We start from the raw sequence: 26,302 nt of genomic DNA on the forward strand, positions 1-26,302 counted from the left end.
GGAAAAAGGTGAGGAAAACCGGTGTCGGCCGAAAGTGGAGATGCGTGGATGAACGGGCCCGGAACCGACTCAGCTCTGGCACGGCGGCTCGCCACGGCCGTACCGTCCCAGCACCGCAGGCTGGTGACCGAACTGGTGCGCACCGCCGTGACCGAGGCGATCGAAGCGGCCCGGCCGGGCACGGTGGACACCCTCGACCCGGCCGTCCCGTTCGCCGCGCAGGGACTCGACTCGCTCGCCGCCGTCGACCTGCACCGGCGGCTGACCGAGCGGACCGGGCTCGACCTGCCGGTCGGGCTCGCCTACGACTGCCCGACCGTGCACGACCTGGCGGCCCGGCTGCTCGCCGAGGTCCACGGCATGACGGACACCCCCGACGAGCCGGCCGCTGACAGCAGCGCCGACGAACCCATCGCGGTCGTCGGCATCGGCTGCCGCTTCCCCGGCGGCATCTCCTCGCCCGCCGACCTGTGGCGGCTGCTCACCGAGGGCGGCGAGGTGCTGTCCGGCTTCCCGCAGGACCGCGGCTGGGACCTGGACGCCCTCTTCGACGAGGACCCCGAGGTGCCGGGCAGCGCCTACGTCCGCAGCGGCGGATTCCTCGACACCGCCACCGAGTTCGACGCCGACTTCTTCGGCATCAGCCCACGCGAGGCGCTCGGCATGGACCCGCAGCAGCGGCTCGTCCTGGAGACGTCCTGGCAGGCCCTGGAGGACGCCGGGATCGACCCCACGGGCCTGCGCGGCACCCCGGCCGGCATGTTCTTCGGCGCCGAGGTACAGGAGTACGGGCCCCGCCTGCACGACGCCCCGGACGGGCTCGACGCCTACCTGCTCGCCGGGAACGCCAACAGTGTCATCTCCGGCCGCGTCGCCTACGTGCTGGGCGCCGAGGGCCCCGCCGTCACCGTCGACACCGCCTGCTCCGCCTCCCTGGTCGCCGTCCACCTGGCGTGCCGCTCGCTGCGGCAGGGCGAGTCCTCGCTCGCGCTCGCTGGCGGCGTGGCCGTCATGGGCGGTCCCGGCGTGTTCACCGCCTTCAGCCGGCAGCGGGGCCTCGCGCCCGACGGCCGCTGCAAGGCGTTCGCCGCCGCCGCGGACGGCACCGGGTTCGCCGAGGGCGTCGGCGTGCTCGTCCTGGAGCGGCTGAGCGACGCGCGCCGGGCCGGGCACCGCGTGCTGGCCCTCGTGCGCGGCTCGGCCGTCAACCAGGACGGCGCCTCCAACGGCCTGACCGCGCCCAACGGCACCTCGCAGCAGCGGCTGATCCGCCGGGCACTCGCGGACGCCGGCCTCACCGCCGCCGACGTCGACGTGGTCGAGGCACACGGCACCGGCACGCGGCTCGGCGACCCCATCGAGGCCACCGCGCTCCTCGCCACCTACGGCCAGGGGCGGCCCGCCGACGCCCCGCTGCTGCTCGGCTCGGTCAAGTCCAACCTCGGGCACACCCAGGCCGCCGCCGGTGCCGCCGGCATGATCAAGACGATCCTCGCCATGCGGCACGGCCGCATACCGGCGACCCTGCACGTCGACGCCCCCACCCCGAACGTCAACTGGTCCTCCGGCGCCGTGGAACTCGTCACCGAACAGCGCCCGTGGCCGCAGACCGACCGGGCCCGACGGGCGGGCGTGTCGTCGTTCGGCGTGAGCGGAACCAACGCCCACGTCATCCTGGAGGAGCCGGACCCTGCGGACGCGGGTCTTCCGGCGCGGTCGGAGGGCGCGGGCGGCGGGGCGGACGCGGGTCTTCCGGCGCGGTCGGAGGGCGCGGACGGCGGTGCGAGCAGCGGTCTTTTGGTGCCGTCGGAGCGCGGGCACGGCGTTCATTCGGTGCGGGAGGAGCCTGCGGATTCCGAGCTTCCGGTCCGGTCGGAGCATTCGGGCGGCGGTCCTTCCGGACGCTCGGACTCCTCGGGCGGTGGCACTTCCGGGCGTTCGGAGTCTTCGGGCGACCGTCCTTCCGGGCGTTCGGAGTGCTCAGGCGGTGGCACTTCCGGGCGGTCGGAGTCCTCCGGCGGTGGCACTTCCGGGCGTTCGGGGTCCGTGGAGGACGACATTCCGGGACGCCCGGAAGCAGCGGCCGAGAGCGCCGGCGCCCGTCCGGCCCCGCCCGTCGGCACGCCCCTGCCCTTCGCCCTGTCCGCCCGCGGCGAAGCCGCTCTGCGGGCCCGTGCCGGTGATCTGTTGGTTCTCGTGGACGAGGCCGAGCCGCTCGATCTCGCGTACTCGTTGGCCACCACCCGGGCCGCCCTCCACGACCGGGCCGTTCTCGTCGCCGCCGACCGTGACGAACTGCGCGCCGCGCTGCGGGACCTGGCCTCCGGTGCCTCGCCCCTCACCGGACGCGTCGACGGCGAACTGGCCTTCCTGTTCACCGGGCAGGGCAGCCAGCGGATCGGCATGGGCCGCGAACTGGCCGCCGCCTACCCGGCGTTCGCCGACGCCCTGGACGACGTCTGCGCCCACTTCGACCTCCAGCTCGCCCGGCCGCTGACGGACGTCCTGTTCGCCGGGCCCGGCACCCCCGAGGCCGAGCTGCTGCACCATACCGAGTACGCGCAGCCCGCCCTGTTCGCCGTGGAGGTCGCCCTCCACCGGCTCCTGGAGAGCTGGGGCCTCGCCCCCGACCAGCTCGCCGGGCACTCCGTCGGCGAGATCGCCGCCGCGCACGTGGCCGGCGTGCTCACCCTCCAGGACGCGACGATCCTGGTCGCCGCCCGTGGCCGGCTCATGCAGCGACTCCCCGAGGGCGGCGCCATGGTCGCCGTACGCGCCGCCGAGGACGAGGTGGCGCCGCTGCTCACCCCGGGCACCGGCATCGCCGCCGTCAACGGGCCCGCCGCCGTCGTGGTCTCCGGCGACGCCGCCGACGTGGAGCGCATCGCCGCCGAACTCGCCGCGCGCGGCCACGACACCAAGCGGCTGCGGGTCAGCCACGCCTTCCACTCGCCGCTGATGGAACCGATGCTGGCCGAGTTCCGGCGCGTGGTGAACGTGCTCGACTACGCCGAGCCGAGGCTGCCGGTGATCTCCACCGTCACCGGCGGGCCCGTCACCACCGAGCTGTGCGACCCCGAGTACTGGGTGGAGCACGTCCGCGCCCGGGTCCGCTTCCACGACGCCGTCCGCGCCCTCGCCGACGCCGGCGTGCGGACCTTCCTGGAGGTCGGCCCCGACGCGGTGCTGACCGCCATGGGCCCCGACTGCGCCGACGTATCCGGCACCGCCTTCCTGCCGGTGCTGCGGCGTGAGCGGCCCGAGGCCCGCGAGGCCGTCGGCGCGCTCGCCGCCGCCCACGCCCGAGGCGTCCCCGTCGACTGGCGGCGGCACTTCACCGGCCTCGGCGGGCACCGGATCGACCTGCCGCCCTACCCGTTCCAGCGGCGCCGCTTCTGGCTGGAGCAGCGCGCCGCCACCGACGCCGCCGGCCTCGGCCAGCTCCCCGCCGGCCACCCGCTGCTGGCCGCCGTGGTCGCCGTCGGCGCCGAGGGCGTCGTCCTGACCGGGCGGCTGTCCACCCGGACCCAGCCCTGGCTCGCCGACCACGTCATCGCCGGGCGGGTGCTGTTCCCCGGCACCGCCTTCGTCGAACTCGCCCTGCGCGCCGGCGAGCACGTCGGCGCGCACACCCTGGAGGAACTGACCCTCGGCGCCCCGCTCGTGCTGCGCGCCGACGAGGACGTCGCCGTCCAGGTCGCCGTGGGCGAACCCGACGAGACCGGCCGCCGCCCTGTCACGGTCCACGCCCGCGCCGACGAGGCCGCCCCCTGGACCCAGCACGCCGCCGGCGTCCTCACCACCACCGCCCCCGCCGCCACGGCCGACCTGACCGTGTGGCCACCCCGGGACGCCCGGCCGCTCGACACCGCTCGCGTCTACGCCGACCTCGCCGACCAGGGCTACGGGTACGGCCCCGCCTTCCAGGGCCTGCGCGCCGCCTGGCGGCACGGTGACGACGTCTACGCCGAGGTCGCCCTGCCCGAGGAAGCCGGCACCGACGCCGCGGAGTTCGGCCTGCACCCGGCGCTGCTCGACGCCGCCCTGCACGCCGCCGACCTCGACGCCCCGCCGCGTCCCGAGGTCCTGGTGCCGTTCGCCTGGACCGGCGTCACCCTGCACGCCACCGGCGCGCCCGCCCTCCGCGTGAAGATCACCCGTGCCGGCGGCGACACCATCGCCCTGCGCCTCGCCGACGCCACCGGCGCCCCGGTGGCCGACATCGAGGCCCTGACCTCCCGTCCCGTACCGGACAGTGACGTCCTGTACGCGGTGCGGTGGTCGCCGTACCCCCGACCGGCGGCCACCGCACCACCTCCGCGCACCGCCGTCCTCACGGACTCCGTGGACGCCCTGCTCGACGGCCCCGCCCCCGACGCCGTCGTGCACCGCGTGCCCGGCCCGGCGGACGCCGACGCCACCGCGGCCCGCGCCCACGTCCACCACGTCCTGCGGCTGCTGCGCACCTGGCAGACGGACGAGCGCCTGGCCGACACCCGGCTCGTCGTCGTCACCCCGCCCGGCAGCCCCGCCCACGCGGCCGTCCGCGGCCTGGTCCGCTCCGCCCAGGTGGAGAACCCCGGCCGGTACGTCCTCGTCGAGCACGAACAGCTGCCCGGTGAGGCCGACCTGCGTCAGCTCCTGGCCACCGGCGAACCCGAACTGTCCCTGGCCGACGGCGCCTTCAGTGTGCCCCGGCTGGCCGTGCAGCCCTCCGGGGAGGAAGCCGGCGCCGACTGGGGCACCGTCCTCGTCACCGGCGGCACCGGCGGCCTCGGCGCGCTGCTCGCCCGGCACCTGGTCCGCGCCCACGGCGTACGCCGCCTGGTGCTCGCCGGCCGCCGCGGCACGGCCCCCGGCCTGCACGCCGAACTCACCGCGCTCGGCGCCGAGGTGACCGTGGCCGCCTGCGACGTCGGCGACCGCGAGGCACTGCGCCGCCTGCTCGCCGAACACCCCGTCGACTCCATAGTCCACGCGGCGGGCACCGTACGCGACGGCGTCGTGGACACCCTCACCGACGCGATGGTGGACGAGGTCTTCCACGCCAAGGCGCTGGGTGCCTGGCACCTGCACGAGCTGACCCGGGACCGCGACCTCGCGCACTTCGTGCTGTTCTCCTCCCTCGCCGCCGTCCTCGACGGCCCCGGCCAGGGCAACTACGCCGCCGCCAACGCCTACCTCGACGCCCTCGCCGAGCACCGCGCCGCCCTCGGCCTGCCCGCCACCGCGCTCGCCTGGGGCCTGTGGGACACCGACAGCGGCATGGGCGCCGCACTGGACGAGGCCGCACGGGAGCGCATCGCGGCCTACGGCGTCCCCGGCCTGTCCGCCGCCCGCTCCCTGGAGCTGTTCGACGCCGCCGTCCGCTCCCGCGCGCCCCACCTCGTCCCCGTCGAGATCGACGCCGCCGCCGTACGCCGCCGCCCCGACGGCATACCCTCGCTGCTGACCGGACTCGTCCGCCCGGCCGCCCGCCGGGCCACGGCGAACGCCGCGCCCGTCACGGCCACGGACGGACAGCTCGCCGCGCTGCCCGCCGCCGACCGCGACCGCGCCCTGCTCGACCTGGTGCGCACCGAGGTGGCGGCCGTGCTCCGGCACGACGGGCCGTCCGCCATCGATCCCGGCCGGGCCTTCACCGACCTCGGCTTCGACTCGCTGGCCGCCGTGGAGCTGCGCAACCGACTCAATGCCGCCACCGGGCTGCGGCTGCCCGCCACCCTCGTCTTCGACCACCCCACCTCCCGCGCCCTCGCCGAGCACATCCGCGACACGCTCTTCGGCACCGGTCCGCAGGACACCCCCGCCGTCGCCACCCGCACCGCACCGGACGACGACCCGATCGTCATCGTCGGGATGAGCTGCCGCTATCCCGGCGGGGTCCGCTCCCCGGAGGACCTGTGGCGGCTCGTCGCCGACGGCGTCGACGCGGTCGGCGACTTCCCGGCGGACCGCGGCTGGGACACCGAGGCGCTGTACGACCCCGAGCCCGGCACCCCCGGCCGCACCTACACCCGCGAGGGTGCCTTCCTGTACGACGCGGCCGAGTTCGACGCCGGCTTCTTCGGCATCAGCCCCCGCGAGGCCACCGCCATGGACCCGCAGCAGCGGCTGCTCCTGGAGGTGTCCTGGGAGGCGCTGGAGCGCTCCGCCATCGATCCGCACCGGCTGCGCGGCTCCCGCACCGGCGTGTTCGCGGGCGTCATGTACCACGACTACGGCACCTGGCTCGCCGAGGTGCCCGAGGACCTCGCCGCCTACCTCGGCAACGGCAGCCTCGGCAGCGTCGTCTCCGGCCGGGTCGCCTACGCCCTCGGCCTGGAGGGCCCGGCCGTCACCGTCGACACCGCCTGCTCCTCCTCCCTGGTCACCCTGCACCTGGCGGCGCAGGCGCTGCGGCAGGGCGAGTGCGACCTCGCCCTGGTCGGCGGCGTCACCGTCATGTCGACGCCGGACACGTTCATCGACTTCGCCCGGCAGCGCGGGCTGGCCGCCGACGGCCGCTGCAAGTCCTTCGCCGCCGCGGCCGACGGCACCGGCTGGGGCGAGGGCGCCGGCATGCTCGTCGTGGAACGCCTCTCCGACGCCCGCCGCAACGGCCACCGTGTGCTCGCCCTGGTCCGTGGCTCCGCCGTCAACTCCGACGGCGCCTCCAACGGCCTCACCGCCCCCAACGGTCCCTCCCAGCAGCGCGTCATCCGTGCCGCGCTGGCCGCCGCCGGGCTCGGCCCCGCCGACGTCGACGCCGTCGAGGCGCACGGCACCGGTACCACCCTCGGCGACCCGATCGAGGCCCAGGCGCTGCTCGCCACCTACGGCCAGGACCGCGCCGAGCCGCTGTGGCTGGGCTCCGTGAAGTCCAACATGGGGCACACCCAGGCCGCCGCCGGTGTCGCCGGTGTCATCAAGATGGTGATGGCGATGCGCAACGGGGTCCTGCCGCAGACCCTGCACGTCGACGCGCCGTCCCCCCAGGTCGACTGGGAGGCGGGCGCGGTGCGGCTGCTCACCGAGCGGCGCCCGTGGCCGGCCCCGGACCGGCCGCGCCGCGCCGGTGTGTCCTCCTTCGGGATCAGCGGCACCAACGCCCATGTGATCCTGGAGGAGTTCCCCGAGCCCGAGCCCGCCGAGCCGGACCCCGCCACCGCCCCGCCGGTGCTCGCCCTGCCCGTCTCCGCCCGCTCGCCGGAAGCCCTGCGCGGCCAGGCGCGGCGCCTGCTGGAGCTGACCGGCACCACCGCGGCCGACCTCGGCCTGGCCCTGGCCACCGCCCGCGGCACCCACCCGCACCGCGCGGTGCTCCTCGCCACCGGCGACGACCGGGCCGCCGCCGCGCTGGACGCCCTGGCCCGTGGCGCTGAGGCACCCGGGCTGCTCGTCACCGGCTCCGCCACCGACGGCACCCTGGCCTACCTGTTCTCCGGGCAGGGCGCCCAGCGCCCCGGCATGGGCCGCGACTGGTACGACGCCTTCCCCGTCTACGCCGAGCACTTCGACCGCGCCGCCGCACTCTTCGACAAGCACCTCGAACGGCCCCTGACCGAGGTCGTGTTCGGCGACGACCCCGAGGCCCTGGAGCAGACCGCCTACACCCAGGCGGCGCTGTTCACCACCCAGGTCGCGCTCTACCGGCTGCTGGAGTCCTTCGGGCTGAGCCCCGACTGGCTGGCCGGCCACTCCGTCGGCGAGTTCGCCGCCGCGCACGTCGCCGGCGTGTGGTCGCTGCCGGACGCCGTCACCGCGGTCGCCGCCCGGGGCCGGCTCATGCAGGCGCTGCCCGAGGGCGGCGCGATGATCGCCGTACAGGCGGCCGAGGAGGAGGTGACCCCGCTGCTGGACGGGCGGTGCGGGATCGCCGCCGTCAACGGCCCCCGCGCCGTGGTCGTCTCCGGTGACGAGGACGCCGTCACCGAGGTCGCCGCCCACTTCACGACCACCCGCAGGCTGCGCGTCTCGCACGCCTTCCACTCGCCCCGCATGGAGCCCATGCTGGCCGCGTTCCGGGAGGTCATGACCGGCATCGAGGCCGCCGAACCGGCCGTGCCGATCGTCTCCACCCTCACCGGCGCCCCGGCCACCGCCGCCGAACTCGGCTCCGCCGACTACTGGGTACGGCATGTGCGGCAGACCGTGCGCTTCGCCGACGCCGTCACCACGCTGGCCGCGAAGGGCGCCGACACCTTCCTCGAACTCGGCGCCGCGCCCGTGCTCACCGCCCTGGGCCCCGACTGCCTGCCGGACACCGAGGACACCGCGTTCGTCCCGGCCGGCCGGAAGGACACCGCCCCGCTGCCCGGCCTGCTCGCCGCCCTGGCCGCCGTGCACACCCGGGGCTCCGACGTCGACTGGGCGGCGCTGTACGAGACGTACGAGGGCCGCCGCATCGAGCTGCCCACCTACGCCTTCGAGCACCGCCGGTACTGGCTGCCCACGCCCGCCGTCGCCGTCGGCGACGCCGCCGGGCACGGGCTCGCCGCCACCGACCACCCGCTGGTCAGCGCCCGCCTGGACCTGCCCGGCGACGCAGGAGTCCTGCTCACCGGCCGGATCTCCACCGCCACCCACCCCGTCCTCGCCGAGCACGCCGTACTGGGCACGGTCCTGGTGCCCGGCGCCGCGCTGGTCGACCTCGCCCTGCACGCCGGACGCCTCACCGGACGCCCCGTCCTGGACGAACTGACCCTCCAGGCCCCGCTGGTGCTGGCCGTGGACACCGCCGTACACCTCCAGGTCGCCACCGGCCCCGACGGCACCGTCGAGATCCACTCGCGCCCCGAGAACGCCCCGGCGGACGAGGGCTGGACCCGCCACGCCACCGGCACCCTCACCGGCCCCGCCACCGCGCCCCCGCCCGCGCCCGGCGCCTGGCCGCCGCCCGGCGCCACCCCGCTCGACGTCACCGGCCTCTACCCGCGCCTGCACGCCGAGGGCTACGACTACGGCCCGGTCTTCCGTGGCGTGAAGGCCGCCTGGCGGCACGGCGACTGCCTCCTCGCCGAACTCGAACTCCCGGACTCCGCACGGCAGGACGCCGCACGGCACGCCCTGCACCCGGCACTGCTGGACTCCGCCCTGCACGTCACCTCCCTCACGGACGGCGAGCCGGACGAGGCGTCCGACGGCATCGCCCTGCCCTTCGCCTGGACCGGCGTCGCCCTGCACGGCCAGGGCACCCTGACCGCCCGCGTCCGCGTCACCCCCGGCACCGACGGCACCCGCATCGACCTCACGGACACCGAGGGCCGGCCCCTCGCCACCGTCGGGTCGTACGTCACCCGGCCCGTCACCGCCGACCGGCTCACCCAGCGGCAGCGCCACCTCTACGCCGTCACCGACGAACCGCTGCCCGAGGCCGCCGGGCGCCCCGACCGCCGTACCTGGGCGGTCCTCGGCGACGACGACCTCGGCCTCGGCGTCCCCGTCCACGCGGGCCTGGACGCGCTCGGCGCCTCCGTCCCCGACGTGGTGATCCTGCCGGTCACCTCGCCGCCCGCCGACGGCGAGCGACTGCCGGGCGCCGTACGGACCGTCCTCGGCCGCACCCTTCAGACCCTGCGGGCCTGGACGGCCGACGACCGGTACAGCGGCTCCGTACTGGTGGTCCTCACCGGCGGCGGCCTCGCCGATGCGGCCGTGCACGGCCTGGTGCGGGCCGCGCAGGCCGAGGACCCCGGCCGGATTCTCCTCGTCGGACGGACCGGCCCCGACGGCCCCGTACCGGACCGGGCCGCGCTCGCCGCCCTCCTCGACTCCGGGGAGCCGGAGGTCCGCTGGCGGGACGGCCGCGCCCACGCCCCGCGCCTGGTGCGTGCCGACGACTCCCCGGCGGAGGACCGCCCGTGGGGCGCCGTCCTCGTCACCGGCGGCACCGGCGGACTCGGCGCCCTCGTCGCCCGCCACCTGGCCGACCGGCACGGCGTCACCCGCCTGGTGCTGACCAGCCGCCGCGGACCCGAGGCGCCCGGCGCCGGCGCCCTGCGCGCGGACCTGGCGGAACTGGGCGCCGAGGCCCAGGTCGTGGCCTGCGACGTGTCCGACCGCGCCGCGCTCGCCGACCTGCTCGCCGCGCATCCCGTCGACAGCGTCGTCCACACCGCCGGCGTCCTGGACGACGGCCTGGTCGCCTCGCTGACCCCGGAGCGGCTGGACACCGTGCTGCGGCCCAAGGCGGACGCCGCCTGGCATCTGCACGAACTCACCCTCGGCCGGGAGCTGTCCCGCTTCGTGCTGTTCTCCTCGGCCGCCGGCACCCTCGACGCCTCCGGCCAGGGCAACTACGCCGCCGCCAACGTCTTCCTCGACGCGCTGGCCGCCCACCGCGCCGGGCTCGGCCTGCCCGCCACCTCCCTCGCCTGGGGACTGTGGGCCGGCGGCGGCATGGGCGCCGCCCTCGACCCGGCCGGGGTCCAGCGCATCGAACGCTCCGGCATCGGCGCGCTCGACCCGGACGAGGGCCTGGAGCTGTTCGACGCCGCCGTGGCCACCGGCAGCCCCGCCCTGGTACCCGTACGGCTGGACACCGCGGCCCTGCGCCGGCGCGGCGACGACGTCCCGGCCGTGCTGCGGACCCTGGCCGGCGTCACCGCCCGCGCGGACGGCGACGACCGGACCCGCACCCTGGGCGAGCGGCTGGCCGAACTCCCCGCCGCCGACCACGAGCACACCGTCCTGGAGGCGGTCCGCACCGAGGTCGCCGCCGTCCTCGGCCACGCCGGACCGGCCGCCGTCGAACCGCGCCGCGCCTTCACCGAGCTGGGCTTCGACTCGCTCGCCGCCGTGGAACTGCGCAACCGGCTGAACGCGGTCTGCGGACTGCGCCTGCCGTCCACGCTGATCTTCGACTACGCCACCCCGGCGGCCCTCGCCGCCCACCTCCTCGAACGGCTCCTCCCGGACACCGCGGACCCCGAGCCCCCGGCCGCCGCGCACGGCGACGACGAGCTGCGCGCCCTGATCTCCCGCATCCCCGTCGCCCGCATCCGGGAAGCCGGCCTGCTCGACAGCCTGCTGAAGCTGTCCGAGCAGCCCCCGGCCCCCGCCCCCGCCGACCGCGCCCTGGACATCAAGTCCATGGCCGTCGCCGACCTGGTGCGCGCCGCGCTCGACCGCAGCGGCACCCAGTGACCCCGCCCCGGGGGGGGGGGGGGGGGGGGGGCCCCCCCCCCCCCCCCCCCCCCCCCCGCCCCCCCCCCCCCCCCCCCCCCCCCCCCCGGGCCACCCGTACCGGCGCATCCTCCACCGCGTCACCAGCGCCGCCGAACCAGCAGGGAGCGACACCGACCGTGGACACATCCGTCGAGCAGATCGTCGAGGCGCTGCGCGAGTCATTGCTCGAGAACGAGCGGCTGCGCCAGCAGAACGCCCAGCTCACCGAGGCGGCGCAGGAGCCCGTCGCGATCGTCGCCATGAGCTGCCGCTACCCCGGCGGCGTCACCACCCCCGAGCAGCTGTGGGAGCTGGTCGACACCGGCACGGACGCCGTCGGCGACTTCCCCGCGGACCGCGGCTGGGACGTCGAGGGCATCTACGACCCCGACCCCGACGCCCCCGGCAGGACCCATGTGCGCGAGGGCGGGTTCCTGTACGACGCGCCGGAGTTCGACCCCGGCTTCTTCGGCATCAGCCCCCGCGAGGCCATCGCCATGGACCCGCAGCAGCGGCTGCTGCTGGAGACCGCCTGGGAGGCCTTCGAACGCGCCGGCATCGACCCGCACGGCCTCAAGGGCAGCCGCACCGGCATCTACGCCGGCGTCATGTACCACGACTACGGAAGCTGGCTCACCGAGGTGCCGGAGGGCGTCGAGGGCTACCTCGGCAACGGCAACCTGGGCAGCGTCGCCTCCGGCCGCGTCTCCTACACCCTCGGCCTGGAAGGGCCCGCCGTCACCGTCGACACCGCCTGCTCCTCCTCGCTCGTCGCCCTCCACCTCGCCGTGCAGGCGCTGCGCACCGGCGAGTGCGATCTCGCCCTCGCGGGCGGCGTCACGGTCATGTCCACCCCGGACACCTTCATCGACTTCTCCCGCCAGCGCGGGCTCGCGCTGGACGGCCGCTGCAAGTCCTTCGCGGAGGGCGCGGACGGCACCGGCTGGGGCGAGGGCGCCGGCCTGATCCTGCTGGAACGGCTCAGCGACGCCCGACGCAACGGCCACCACGTACTGGCCCTCGTACGCGGCTCGGCCGTCAACCAGGACGGCGCCTCCAACGGCCTCACCGCCCCCAACGGCCCCTCCCAGCAGCGCGTCATCCGCGCCGCCCTCGCCGACGCCCGCCTGGAACCCCGACAGGTGCACGCCGTCGAGGCCCACGGCACCGGCACCCCGCTGGGCGACCCGATCGAGGCCCAGGCCCTGCTGGCCACCTACGGCCAGGACCGCGCCGAACCGCTGTGGCTCGGCTCGGTCAAGTCCAACATCGGACACACCCAGGCCGCCGCCGGTGTCGCGGGCGTCATCAAGATGGTGATGGCCATGCGGCACGGCCGGCTGCCCAGGACCCTGCACGCCGAACAGCCCACCTCCCAGGTCGACTGGGAGGAGGGCGCCGTCGAACTGCTGAAGGAAGCCCGCGACTGGCCCGCCGACGGCGAGCCCCGCCGCGCCGCCGTGTCCTCCTTCGGCATCAGCGGCACCAACGCCCACGTCATCGTCGAGGCCGCCCCCGAGCCCGAGGTCCGCGCGCAGGAGCACTCCTGGACCGGACCGCTGCCGCTGGTGCTGTCCGGCCACGGCGAACAGGGCCTCGCCGCCCAGGCCCGCCGCCTCCTCGACCACCTCACCACCGGCACCGACCCCGTCCCCGACATCGCCCACACCCTCGCCACCGGACGCGCCGCGCTCACCGAGCGGGCCGTCGTCACCGGCGCCGACCTGCCCGCCCTCATCGCGGGTCTGACCGCCCTCGCCGAGGACGGCACCGCCCCGAACGTGGTGCGCGGCAGGCCGGCGGCGGAGTCCCGGATCGCCTTCGTCTTCCCCGGCCAGGGCTCCCAGTGGGCCGGAATGGCCGCCGACCTGCTCGACACCTCACCCGTGTTCGCCGCGCGCATGGCCGACTGCGCCGCCGCCCTCGCACCCGTCACCGACTGGGACCTCATCGAGACCGTACGGGCGCGGCAGCCGCTGGAGCGGGTGGACGTCGTCCAGCCCGTGCTGTGGGCGATCATGGTGTCGCTCGCCGAGGTGTGGCGCGCCCACGGGGTCCGGCCCGCCGCCGTCATCGGGCACTCCCAGGGTGAGATCGCCGCCGCCTGCGTGGCCGGCGCGCTCTCCCTCGCCGACGGCGCCCGCGTCGTCGCCCTGCGCAGCCAGGCCATCGCCCGCGAACTCTCCGGCCTTGGCGGCATGATGTCGGTGGCGCTGCCCGAGGCCCGGGTGCGCGACCTCGTGGCCCGCTACGACGGCCGGGTCGCGGTGGCCGCCGTCAACGGAGCCTCCTCCGTGGTGCTCTCCGGCGACGCCGACGCCCTGGACGAACTCCGCGAGACCATCGTGGCCGGCGGCGACCGCGCCAAGCGGCTCCCGGTCGACTACGCCTCGCACTCCGCACACGTCGAGTCGATCCGGGACCGGCTGCTCGCCGACCTGGCGGGCATCCAGGCCCGGCCCGCGGACGTGCCGTTCTACTCCACCGTCACCGGCGCCCGGCTCGACACCACCCGCCTGGACGCCGGCTACTGGTACACCAACCTGCGCCAGAGCGTGCTGTTCGAGCCCACCACCCGCACCCTGCTCGACGCCGGGTACGGGGTGTTCGTGGAGTGCAGCCCGCACCCCGTGCTGCTGCACAGCATCGAGGAGACCGCCGACGCCACGGGCGCCGACGTCACCGGTCTCGGGTCGCTGCGCCGCGACGACGGCGGCCCCGAGCGCGTCCTGACCGCCCTCGGCGAGGCCTTCGTCGCCGGCGTCCCGGTCGACTGGTCGGCCGTGTTCCACGGCATGCCCGTCCGCGCCGCCGACCTGCCCACCTACGCCTTCCAACGCGAGCGGTACTGGCTCGGCCGGTCCGCCGCCACCGGCGACGTCACCGCCGCCGGCCTGAAGACCACCGGCCACCCACTGCTGGGCGCCGCCGTCCCGGTCGCCGAGGGCGGCACCCTGTTCACCGGCCGCCTCTCCACCGCCACCGCCCCCTGGCTGGCCGACCACGCCGTGTCCGGCACCACCCTGCTGCCCGGCACCGCCCTGGTCGAGCTGGCGCTCGGCGCGGGCCACGACCTGGGCTGCGGGCACGTCACCGAACTGACCCTCCAGGCACCGCTGCCGCTGCCCGAACGGGGCGCGGTCCAGCTCCAGCTGCACGTGGCCGCCGCCGACGACACCGGACACCGCGCGCTGACCGTCCACTCCCGCCCCGAGGACGCCGACGACACGGCCTGGACCCTGCACGCCACCGGCCTGCTCGCCCCGCAGACCGCCCCGCCGTCCTTCGACCTCACGGCCTGGCCACCCCAGGGCGCCCAGCCCGTACCGGTCGAGGACGCCTACGACCACCTGGCCGGCCTCGGCTACGACTACGGGCCCGCCTTCCAGGGGCTGCGCGCGGCCTGGCGGCGCGGCGACGAGACCTTCGCCGAGGTCGAACTGCCGGTCGAACGCGAGGGTTTCGCCCTGCACCCGGCCCTGTTCGACGCCGCCCTGCACGCCGACGGCCTCACCGGCGACGACCTCTCCGCCGACGGCCAGGCCACCGCCCGGCTGCCGTTCGCCTGGACCGGGGTCTCGCTGCACGCGGCCGGGGCCACCGCCCTGCGGGTCCGGCTGCACGGCGGCGAGACGCTCTCCCTCCAACTGGCCGACCCCACGGGCGCCCCGGTCGCCGAGGTCGAGGCCCTCGTCTCCCGGCCCGTCGACCCGGCCGCGCTCACCCCGGCCGCCCGCCCGGACGACCTGTACCGCCTGGACTGGCCGGCACTACCCGTGCCCGAGGCGCCGACGCCCGAGTACGCCGTCCTGGACGAACAGGGCCCGGCCACGCCGGACACCGTGCCCGCATGGGTGGTGCTGCCGGCCGGTGACGGCGACCCGGTCACCGGCGCGCGCCGGGCGGCCGAGCGGGTGCTGGCCGCCGTACAGCGGTGGCTGGCCGACGAACGCACCGCCTCCGCACGGCTGTTGGTGCTGACGCGGGGTGCCGTCGCGGTGGGGGAGGAGGACGTCACCGATCTGGCGGGGGCCGCCGTGTGGGGCCTGGTCCGGGCCGCGCAGGGTGAGCACCCGGGGCGGTTCGTGCTCGTCGACGGCGCCGACGCCGAAACCGCGGTGGCCGTCGCGGCGGCCACGGGAGAACCCCAGCTCGCCCTGCGCGACGGCACCGCGCACGTGCCCCGGCTCACCCGCGCCGTCCCGGCAGGACAGGCGCCCGCCCTCGACCCGGACGGCACCGTGCTGATCACCGGCGGCACCGGGGTGCTCGGTGCCCTGGTCGCCCGGCACCTGGTCGCCCGGCACGGCGTGCGCCGCCTGGTGCTGGCCGGGCGCAGCGGCACCGCCGCCGACGACTTCGCCGACCTGGACGCCGAGATCGTGGTCGCCCGCTGCGACGCCGCCGACCGCGACCAACTGGCCCGGCTCCTCGCCGACGTACCGCCCGAGCACCCGCTGACCGCCGTCGTCCACCTCGCCGGCGTCCTCGACGACGGACTGGTGACCGACCAGACGCCCGAGCGCCTGGACGCCGTACTGCGCCCCAAGGCCGACGCGGCCTGGCATCTGCACGAGCTGACCCGCGACCTCGGCCTCGCCGCGTTCGTGCTGTTCTCCTCCGCCGCCGGCACGGTCGACGGCGCCGGACAGTCCGGCTACGCCGCCGCCAACGCCTTCCTCGACGCCCTGGCCGCCCACCGCAGGCACCACGGCCTGGCCGCGCACTCGCTGGCCTGGGGCTTCTGGGAGCAGCGCACCGGACTGACCGCCCACCTCACCGACGCCGACGTGGCCCGCATGGCCCGCGCGGGCATCCGCCCCCTCCCCACCGAGGAGGGCCTGCGGCTGCTCGACGCCGCCCTGGCCGCCGCCGAGCCGCTGCTGCTCCCGGTCGGCCTCGACCTGGCCGTCCTGCGCCGCGCCGGCGACGTCCCGGCCGTGCTGCGCGGCCTGGTGCCCGTACGCGCCCGCCGTACCGCGGCCTCCCGCGCGGAGTCCGGATCGCTCGCCGACCGGCTGGCCGCCCTCGGCCCCGCCGAACGCGACGCCGCCCTCACGGAACTGGTCCGCACCCATGTCGCCGCCGTCCTCGGTCACGGCGGCGACATGACGCTCGATCCGCGCCGCTCCTTCCGCGAACTGGGTTTCGACTCGCTGACCGCCGTGGAACTGCGCAACCGCCTCGGCAACGCGGTCGGCCTGCGCCTGCCCGCCACCCTCGTCTTCGACTACCCCGACGCGGGCGCCCTCGTGGGATTCCTGCGCAGCGAACTCCTCGGAGACCAGGCCGAGACAGCCGCCGAGGCCGCCGTGCGGGGACCGGACGAGCCGGTCGCCATCGTCGCCATGGCCTGCCGCTACCCCGGCGGCGTCAGCACCCCCGAGGAGCTGTGGCGGCTGCTGGCCGACGGCGGTGACGGCATCGGCGCCTTCCCCACCGACCGTGGCTGGGACCTGGACGGCCTCTACGACCCCGAGCCGGGCAAGGCCGGCCACTCCTCCACCCGGGCGGGCGGATTCCTCTACGACGCCGCCGACTTCGACCCCGACTTCTTCGGCATCGGCCCGCGCGAGGCCCTCGCCATGGACCCGCAGCAGCGGCTGCTGCTGGAGACGTCCTGGGAGGCGCTGGAACGCGCCGGCATCGACCCGCACTCCGTGCGCGGCAGCCGCACCGGCGTCTTCGCCGGCGTCATGTACCACGACTACGGCAGCCGGCTGCGCCACGTCCCCGAGTCCGTGCGCGACTACCTCGGCAACGGCAGCCTCGGCAGTGTCGCCTCCGGGCGGGTCGCCTACGCCCTCGGCCTGGAGGGCCCGACGCTCACCGTCGACACGGCCTGCTCGTCGTCCCTGGTGGCACTGCACCTGGCCGCGCAGGCACTCCGGCAGGGCGAGTGCACCCTGGCCCTGGCGGGCGGTGTGTCCGTGATGTCGACCGTCGACACGTTCGTGGACTTCAGCAGGCAGCGCAACCTCGCCGCCGACGGTCACGCCAAGTCCTTCGCCGACGCGGCCGACGGCACGGCCCTGTCCGAGGGTGCCGGCATGCTCGTCCTGGAACGGCTGTCGGACGCCCGGCGCAACGGGCATCCGGTGCTGGCGGTGGTGCGGGGCAGCGCGGTGAACCAGGACGGCGCGTCCAACGGTCTGACCGCGCCGAACGGTCCGTCGCAGCAGCGGGTGATCCGGCAGGCGTTGGCGTCCGCCCGGTTGTCGGCGGCCGACGTGGACGTGGTGGAGGCGCACGGTACCGGTACGACGCTGGGCGACCCGATCGAGGCGCAGGCGCTGCTGGCCACCTACGGCCAGGAGCGCACCGGACCGCTGTGGCTGGGGTCGGTGAAGTCCAACATCGGGCACACGCAGGCCGCCGCCGGTGTCGCGGGCGTCATCAAGATGGTGATGGCGATGCGCAACGGCGTGCTGCCGAAGACCCTGCACGTGGACCAGCCGTCGACCAAGGTCGACTGGGACGCGGGACAGGTGCGCCTGCTGACGGAGGAACAGCCCTGGCCCCGGACGGACCGTCCGCGCCGGGCCGGTGTTTCCTCGTTCGGCATCAGCGGCACCAACGTCCACACCATCATCGAGGAGGCCCCGGCCGACGAGCCCGCACCGGAGACGGAAGCGGCACCGGCCCCACTGCTGCCCCTCGTGATCTCCGGGGCCACCCCCGAGGCACTGGCCGCGCAGGCCGCACGGCTGCGCGCGGTCGCCGACCAGCCCCTGCCCGACCTCGCCCGCTCCCTGGCCACGGGCCGCGCCGCCCTCACCCACCGGGCCGCCGTCATCGCCCGCGAGCCTGACGAACTCCTCGCCGGACTCGCCGCGCTGAGCGACGGCACGGCCTCGGACACCGTGGTCCGTGGCCGGCCCGCCGGCGGCAAGGTCGCCTTCCTCTTCACCGGCCAGGGCGCCCAGCGCCCCGGCATGGGCCGCGCCCTGTACGCCGCCCACCCGCCCTTCCGGCAGGCACTCGACGAGGCCTGCCAGGCGCTCGACGCCCACCTCGACCGCCCACTGCGGGACGTGATGTGGGCCGAGCCCGGCACCGAGGAGGCCGGCCCCCTCGACCACACCCTCTACACCCAAAGTGCCCTGTTCGCCGTCGAGACCGCCCTGCACCGGCTGCTGGAGTCCTACGGCGTACGGCCCGACTGGCTCGCCGGACACTCCATCGGCGAACTGACGGCCGCCCACGTCGCCGGCGTCTGGGACCTGGCGGACGCCGCCCGGCTGGTCGCCGCGCGCGGCCGGCTGATGCAGGCGCTGCCCGGCGGCGGCGCGATGCTCGCCGTCGACGCCACCGAGGAGGAGGTGCTGCCGCATCTCGGCCCCGAGGTGTCCGTCGCCGCCGTCAACGGGCCCCGCGCCGTCGTCGTCTCCGGCACCGAGGCCGCCGTCGCCGCCGTCGCCGAGGCCTTCACCGACCGCCGCACCAAGCGGCTGCGGGTCAGCCACGCCTTCCACTCACCGCTGATGGACCCGATGCTGGCGGAGTTCGAGAAGACCGCCCGCGAGCTGCGGTACGCGCCGCCCGCACTCCCCGTCGTCTCCAACCTGACCGGGGCGCGCGCCGGTGAGGACGAGCTGTGCGCGCCCGAGTACTGGGTCCGGCACGTCCGCGAGGCGGTCCGCTTCGGCGACGGCGTCCGCACGCTGGAGGCCGACGGCGTACGCACCTTCCTCGAACTCGGGCCCGACGCCGTCCTGTCGGCCATGGGCGCGCAGGCCACCGCCGACGCCGAACGGTCGGCGTTCGTCCCGGCGCTGCGCCGTGACCGCGACGAGGAGCAGACCTTCGCGACACTGCTCGGCGCCGCCCACGTGCGCGGCGTGACCGTCGACTGGCACCGGGTGTTCGCCGGCACCGGCGCCCGCCGCACCGATCTGCCGACCTACGCATTCCAGCGGCGGCGGCTGTGGCTGGACGACGAGCCCGGCGCGGTCACCGACGCCGGCGGGCTGGGCCAGGCACCGGCCGGGCACCCGATGCTCGGCGCCGCCCTGGAACTCGCCGGCGACGACCAGGTGGCCCTCACCGGCAGGCTGTCCCTCGCCACCCACCCGTGGCTCGCGGACCACGCCGTGGCCGGCGTCGTCCTCGTCCCGGGCAGCGCCTTCGTCGAACTGGCCGTCCAGGCCGGCGACCGTACGCACTGCCCGCGCGTGGAGGAACTCACCCTGGAACGGCCCCTGGTCCTGCCCGAGCAGGGCGCCGTCCACCTCCAGGTGGCCGCGACCGCCCCCGACCCCGACGGGCGCCGACGGCTGACCGTGCACGCCCGCCCGGAGGGCGCGGACGGCGAGTGGACCCGGCACGCCACCGGCGTCCTCGCCCCGCACACCGCCCCGGAACCGGCCGCGGTCACCGACTGGCCGCCCGCCGGAGCCGTACCCGTGGACGTCACCGGCACCTACGATCACCTCGCCGAACAGGGCTACCACTACGGCCCCTCGTTCCGCTGCCTGCGCGGCGCGTGGCGGCTCGGCGAGGAGGTCTGGGCCGAACTCGCCCTGCCCGACGCCGACGCGGCCGACGGCTTCGGACTGCACCCGGCGCTGCTCGACTCCACCCTGCACGCCATCGACCTGCTCGACGGCCAGGACCCGACCGTGATGACGCTGCCCTTCTCCTGGGAGGGCGTCACCCTGTACGCCACCGGCGCCACGACGGTCCGACTGCGCCTCACCCCGCACGGCAGCGACCACATGACCCTGCGCCTGTACGACGGCACGGGCGCCCCTGTCGCCGAGGTGACCGCGCTGCGCGTCCGCCAGGTCACCACCGAGCAACTGAACGCGGCCACACCGGCCCCCGGCGACCTGTTCCGAGTGCGCTGGACCGAACTACCGGTCACCATCGCCGACTCCTCTCCGACGCCGCGCATCCTCGCAGTGACGACGAACACCGACGCCGCTGCCGACCTGGCGGATGGCTCCGCGTCCGCTACTCCCGCCGGGGCCGCAGACGGGGGCTCCACTGCCGACTTGGCGGACATCTCCGCGTCCGCGACCGCAGGCGCCGACGCCGATCCGGCCGCAGGCTCCGCGCCGGCGCCCGGCACCCTCTCCGTGACTGCGGACGGGGACATGGACGCCGACCCGGCCGACGGCTCAGCGCTCCGTACCGTCATTGGTGCCGACCCGGCCGACGGCTTCGCGTCCGCTCCCCTCGCCGCGAACGCAGGCGGCGACGCCGACGCCGACCAGGCCGAAGGCTCCGCGCCCCGTACCGTCACCGGTGCCGACCCGGCCGGCGGCTCCGCGTCCCGTACCCTCCCCGTGACCACGGACGGCGCCCCCGGTGCCGACCTGCCCGCTCTGGCCCGTCGGGCCGCCGTGCGGGCCCTCGCGGCCCTGCGGCGGGACCTCGGTGACGTGTCGGACGGTGGGCCGCTGGTGGTGGTGACCCGGGCCGCCGTCGCCGTTCACGCCGACGCCGTGCCCGATCCGGCGCAGGCCGTGATCTGGGGCATGGTGCGGGCGGCGGCGGTCGAGCACCCCGGGCGGTTCGTGCTCGTCGACACCGACGACGACCCCGCCTCGGCCGCCGTCCTCCCGGCCGCCGTCGCCACCGGCGCACCCGAACTCGCCCTGCGGGCGGGCACGGTCTACGTGCCGGAGCTGGCCAAGGCCACCGACGCGGAGCCGGGCCGGGCGCCCGCGCTCGACCCGGACGGCACGGTCCTCGTGACCGGCGGCACCGGCAGCCTCGGCCGGCTGCTGGCCCGGCACCTGGTCACCCGGCACGGCGTACGCCACCTGCTGCTGACCGGCCGAGGCGGGCGGCTGCCCGAGCCCGGCGCGCTGGACGACCTGGCCGCCCTCGGCGCGACGGTGACCGTCGCCGCCTGCGACGCCACCGACCGGGACGCGCTCGCCGCCCTGCTGGCATCCGTGCCGGCCGAACACCCGCTGACCGCCGTGGTGCACGCCGCCGGTGTCCTGGACGACGGGCTGCTCACCGACCTCACCCCCGAGCGGCTGGAGGCGGTCATGCGGCCCAAGGCCGACGCCGCCTGGCATCTGCACGAACTGACCCGCGACCTCGGCCTCGCCGCGTTCGTCCTGTTCTCCTCCGCCGCCGGCACCCTGGGCGCGGCGGGGCAGGCCAACTACGCCGCCGGGAACGCCTTCCTGGACGCCCTCGCCGCGAGGCGCCGCGCCGAGGGGCTGCCGGCCCTCTCGCTGGGCTGGGGACTGTGGGACACGGGGGAGGGCATGGCGGCCGGGCTCGGCGAGACCGAGCTGCGCCGACTGGCCCGCGACGGCATCCTGCCGCTGCCCGCCGACCGGGCGCTGGACCTGTTCGACCGGGCACTGACCGAGGCGGGCGCCCCGGCCGCCGACCGCGCCCTGCTGCTCCCGGTCCGCGTCCAGGTCACCGCCGACGCCCCCGCCCTGGTACGGGGCCTCGCGCCGGCGGCCGTACGCCGTACCGCCCAGGGGGCGGCCACCGAGGCGCCGGCAGCCGAAGAGTCGCTGACCCAGCGGCTGGCCCGGCTGAGCGGCACCGACGCCTTGCAGTTGCTGGTGGAGACCGTGTGCGGGCATGTCGCCGACGTCCTCGGACACGGCTCCGGCAGTGCCGTCGACCCCCAGCGCTCCCTGGGCGACCTGGGCGTGGACTCGCTCGCCGCCCTGGACCTGCGCAACCGGCTCAGCGCCGACACCGGCCTCCGGCTGTCCACCACCCTCACCTTCGACTACCCGACCTCAGAAGCCCTCGCCCGGCACCTCTTCGAGGAACTGGGCGGGGACACCTCCGGCGACCTGGTCGACATCGAGGCGGAAGTGGTGCGCCTGGAGACGCTGTTGGGTACGGCGCTGGACTCGGCGGCGCTGGACGAAGAGCAGCGGGCCCGGGTGGCCGCCCGGCTGCGCACCCTGAGCGCGCGCTGGGACGGCACCGGCGAGTGGCGGGACAGCGGCACCGGCCCCACCGGGGACACGGGCCTGGAGACGGCCACGGCCGACGAGCTGTTCGGCATCCTGGACGACGAACTCGGCAGCTTCAGCTGAGGCACACGCCCGACAGAGCGCGGCCCCACCGGAGGTCTCTCCGGTGGGGCCGCGCTCCGTACCGTGGTTGTGTGGACGCCGAGTCGCCCGGACCGCTCAGCCCGCGGACGAGTGCGTGCTGGCCCAGCGGTCCGACAGCTTCGGTATGCGATGGTCCAGCATCTTCGACGGCAGCTCGGAACGGTTGGCCACGTTCAGCTTGCGGTAGACCCGGGTGAGGTGCTGCTCCACCGTGCTGATCGTGACGTGCAGGCGGGCACTGATCTCCCGGTTGGTGTACCCGAGCGCGGCCAGCCCGGCGACCCGGCACTCCGCGTCGCTCAGGATGGCGGGGCCGGCGTCGGACTCGGCGCTGTCGGTCCGTACCGGGTCCTCCAGCAGGTGCGCGTCGACCGGCGACTCGATGCGGCAGGCCTCGGCCTCCCGTGCCGCCTGCCGCGCCACCAGCCGGGCCCGGGCGTACTCGCCCAGTTCGTAGTGCGCCGCGGACAGATCGGCGTACGCCTGGGCCAGCGCGTACCGGTCGCCGCACGCCTTGAGCAGGTCGATCGACTCGCGCAGCAGCGAGGCCCGGCGGTGCGGCTTGCAGGTCGCGGCCAGCAGGCGCAGCGCCATCGCCCGGGCCCTGGAACTGTGCCCTCCGGGCAGCCGCAGCTGTTCCTCGGCCCATTCCCGGGCGGTGCGGGCCTTCCCGATGCGCAGGTTGGCCAGGGCCAGGTCGGACCGCCAGGGGATGCCCTTCTGAAGGCTGGGGTTGCCTTCCCGGAGCAGCCGCCCGCAGGTCTCGAAGTCGCCCAGCGCCGCGAAGGGCCGGTCGGTGGCGAGGAAGTGGTGACCGCGGGCCCGCAGGTACTGGATGCCGAACACGGTGCGGAACATCGGTTCGGGCACGTCGTGTTTGAGCAGTTCCTCGGCGTCGTCGTAGGAGCCCATGGCGGTGTGCGCGGAGATCGCCGTCGACAGCGGGAGGCCGATGAGAACCCCCCAGCTCTCGGCGCGCAGTGTGCCGAGCGCGGCGAGCGCTCCCTGCGACGCGGTGGTCACGTCCCCCTGGAGCAGGGCGATCTCCGCCCGGATGCTGCCGAGCAGGGCCTGCCAGGTCGTCGCCTGGCGTTCCACGGCGCGCTCCAGCAGCGCGTCGCAGGCCTCGGCGGCGACCGCGGGCCGGTCCGCGTGGGCGACCGCGAGCAGGGACATGGCGACCAACTCCAGGTTGAGATGGTCGAGTTGATGTCCCTGGAGGGCCTGGGCGACGGCCGCCGCGGAGTCGTCGGTGGCCTCGCCGCCGATGAGTGCGGCCACCCGGGCGGCCAGTCCGCCGGTACCGGCGTGCGCCTGGCGGCGGCGCGGGTCGAGGCCGGCCACGGGGGCGCCCTTGCCGGGGAGCGCCACGCCGTAGAACCACTGCCGTACGAACTCCACCTCGGCGACGATCTGGGCGTCGGCGGGGGACTGCGCGGGGACGAGGGTGGCCACGGCCTGGGCGGCCAGCTCGGTGTCGCCCTGCCACAGCAAATACCGCAGGACGGTGGCGGTGTCCCGCATGCTCAGTTCGCCGGCGAGCGCGGCCTCGCGCAGCGGCTCCAGATGGGGGGCTGCCGCCGCCGGGTTGGTGCGCCACTCCGCGCGGGCGAGGGCCACCGACAGCGCGTGGCGTTCCCGCTCGTCGGTGCAGTCGCGCAGGACCAGGCCGAGGTAGTCGGTGCAGCGCTCCAGGTCGTCCGCGGCCAGCGCCTGTTCGGCGGCGGAGCGCAGGATGCCCGCGCCCCATCCCGCCGGGACGAGGTCCGCGAGACGGAGGTGGCGTGCCACCTCGACGGCGGGCGCGCCGGAACGGTACAGCATGTGGGCGATCCGGCCGTGCAGCCGGGTGCGGGCGACGGCGTCCATCTCCTCCAGGACCGCCGCGGCGGCGGTCGGGTGCCGGAAGGCGTAACCGTCCAGCAGGCCCGATGAGTTGAGGACGTCGACGGCTTCCTGGGTGCCGGCCGGTGTGGTGCCGGCCAGCTCTCCCACGAGGACGGTCCCCGCCAGGGTGCCGAGTGCGGCCAGGGCCCGGGCCACCCGGACATGGCCCGGCTCGCCGCGGTGCAGCAGGGACAGCACCGCCTGGCGGTAGGCGGCGCCGGCGATGGGCGGGCCGATCTCGGGGGCGAAGTGGGTGCTGTCGTCCAGCAGGGCGTGCACCAGGAGCGGGCTGCCGGCGGTGGCCCGGTGGTAGGCGTCGCGGATGTGTCCCGGCAGGGTCCGTCCGGCCTGCGCGGCGAGCAGTTCGCCGACGCTCGCCTCCGACAGGGGGGCCAGGCGTACGCGTCGGTGCGGCTGGCGAAGCAGCTCCGCGTGCGCGGGCGAGCGGGTCTCGCCGAAGTGCCCTGAGGTGGCGCAGACCACGAGCACCGGCCGGGAGCGGCTGCGGTGCAGCAGGTGGACGATCGTGTGCAGCGAGGCCCGGTCCATGGCGTGGGCGTCGTCCACGGCGATGACGAGGGGGCGGTCGTCACCGGCGAGACCCAGGAGCGTTTCGACCGCCGTCTCGTGCCCGGCGGACGCGTCGACGGGCTGGTACGCGGGGCCCGTGGGGCGGTGGTGTTCCGCCGGGGAGTTCACGGCCGGCGGGGCGTGGTGTGACATCGCGTACTCCGCCTCGGCGTTGCGGAGTAATTGCCGGGCCAGACTCATCAGCTGATCTCGTTCGGCCGAACCGGCAGTACCGGTCAGTAGGCGCGCGTCGGTGCTGTTCAGCGTGGTGAGGAATTCATGCACCAGCTGGGTCTTGCCGGAACCGGGACCACCCGTGATGATCACGAGTCGACCGTGTCCCCGCGCGCTGTCGGTGAACGCCTCACCCAAGGCCTGTAGTTCTCGCGTGCGGCCGAAAAGGTGCATCGAGGATCCCCCCTAGATTCATTTTTTCGAGCGAGGTCGTGCCCCGTTTCCCCCATGACGAGGCGGCGTCGTACGACGGTGCGTGGAGAGTTTGTAAGGCGACGGCACTGCCGCGAAGGCGGCGCGCCGGGCCGGACGGGACTCGGGCGGAATGGCCCCTGACCGGCGGCGAAGAGTATCGCATCGATGTACCCGAATGATTTCGGCCAATTTCTGGCTGACTTTGGTTCGGATGTCCGTGGATTTGCTGGTGAAGTACCGAATAAAGATTAGGTGCTCATAGCAGGCAGAAACGCTATCTGTCTAGGCCAACGTTGTCAACTCTCGCCCCTGTGGGCCCCTGCCTACTGTGCGGACGGTCCACCGAGACGTCCTTTTACAGTCTGTTGATTTACCGGACGGTTAAAGAAAGGGGCCGGACACGGTCAATCGTGACATCGGTCACGGGAAAGCGCTTCCGCTGTCCGTTCGGGCAACGCCCATTGCTCCAGGAAGCTTCTGATGCCCTTTCAGAATCCGGGCGGTACTCGCCCAGGGTCGGGGGAGTTGGTATACGAAGAGAGCGAGCAGGCCGCGAAGTGCCTCCGTTGCCCACCCCTCCCGCTCCCGCTGGTCGCGCCCGGTTTCCCCCGCGCGGATGCGATGGGCGACGGGAAACCCGTCGACCCCGTGCGGCCGGGGCGGGACCGTGATGTCGTCACCATCGAGCAGGACCTGCGACGACGCAGGAGAACCGCAAGGGGGAACGGATGCGCAAGATGATGCGCGGAGCCGCCGCGTTCGCGACCGCCGCGGCGGCGGTGCTGGCCATGAGCGGCGCCGCCCACGCCGAGCCGGCCGCCGACCCCTGGGCCGGCTGCCCGGACGGGGCGGTGTGCGTCTACCCGCAGAACCAGGACCCGGCCCAGTCGCCGAGCCTGGCCTTCTACAGCTACGGGCCGCACAACCTCCGCAACCAGGTCGGCCGGCACTGGGTGCTCAACAACCAGTACGGCGGCGCGACCGCGAGCCTGTGCACGGGCTACAACGGCACCGGCTGCGGCGACCGCATCCCCGCCGGTACGGGCGTGTACGCCGACCTGACGCCGGTCAACTCCATCACTCTCTACCGGCCGTGACCCGGAGCCGGCCGTCCCACGACGGCCGGCAGCCGAGTCCACGACCCCGGCCCGCCGTCGCCCCACTCACGGCTGACCGAGGAACACACGGGGGAGCTTCCGGAACCGCGCTCGCGGTTC

At 75.5% G+C, this 26,302-nt stretch carries 4 protein-coding genes; 3 read left to right on the top strand and 1 reads right to left on the bottom strand.

Annotated features, from left to right (window positions below; all coding sequences use genetic code 11):
- Window positions 1-48: 48 nt before the first annotated feature.
- Window positions 49-11,127 carry an SDR family NAD(P)-dependent oxidoreductase gene (locus ACZ4WH_RS20670; protein ID WP_468182404.1) on the top strand — a complete coding sequence of 3,693 codons (11,079 nt, stop codon included), beginning with the start codon at window positions 49-51 and terminating at the stop codon, window positions 11,125-11,127.
- 158 nt (window positions 11,128-11,285) lie between these two features.
- Window positions 11,286-22,178: a type I polyketide synthase gene (locus ACZ4WH_RS20675; RefSeq protein ID WP_468182406.1), complete on the top strand. Its 10,893-nt coding sequence runs from the start codon at window positions 11,286-11,288 to the stop codon at window positions 22,176-22,178.
- A 96-nt stretch (window positions 22,179-22,274) separates the two neighbouring features.
- On the opposite strand, the gene ACZ4WH_RS20680 is transcribed toward ACZ4WH_RS20675, so the two are convergent.
- Complete coding sequence (locus ACZ4WH_RS20680) at window positions 22,275-25,064, bottom strand: AAA family ATPase (RefSeq protein WP_468182408.1); 2,790 nt, start codon at window positions 25,062-25,064, stop codon at window positions 22,275-22,277.
- 749 nt (window positions 25,065-25,813) lie between these two features.
- On the opposite strand from ACZ4WH_RS20680, the gene ACZ4WH_RS20685 reads away from it, so the two are divergent.
- Window positions 25,814-26,182 (top strand): hypothetical protein, encoded by a 369-nt coding sequence (locus tag ACZ4WH_RS20685; protein ID WP_468182410.1) that lies wholly within the window; start codon window positions 25,814-25,816, stop codon window positions 26,180-26,182.
- Window positions 26,183-26,302 lie beyond the last annotated feature (120 nt).

It is taken from the genome of Streptomyces sp. NPDC029138 (genome assembly GCF_055564375.1).

Bases quoted from the DNA above. Each gene is read 5' to 3' on its own strand.
- ACZ4WH_RS20680 (WP_468182408.1), bottom strand. From the start codon at position 25,064: ATGCACCTTTTCGGCCGCACGCGAGAACTACAGGCCTTGGGTGAGGCG.
- ACZ4WH_RS20670 (WP_468182404.1), top strand. From the start codon at position 49: ATGAACGGGCCCGGAACCGACTCAGCTCTGGCACGGCGGCTCGCCACG.
- ACZ4WH_RS20685 (WP_468182410.1), top strand. From the start codon at position 25,814: ATGCGCAAGATGATGCGCGGAGCCGCCGCGTTCGCGACCGCCGCGGCG.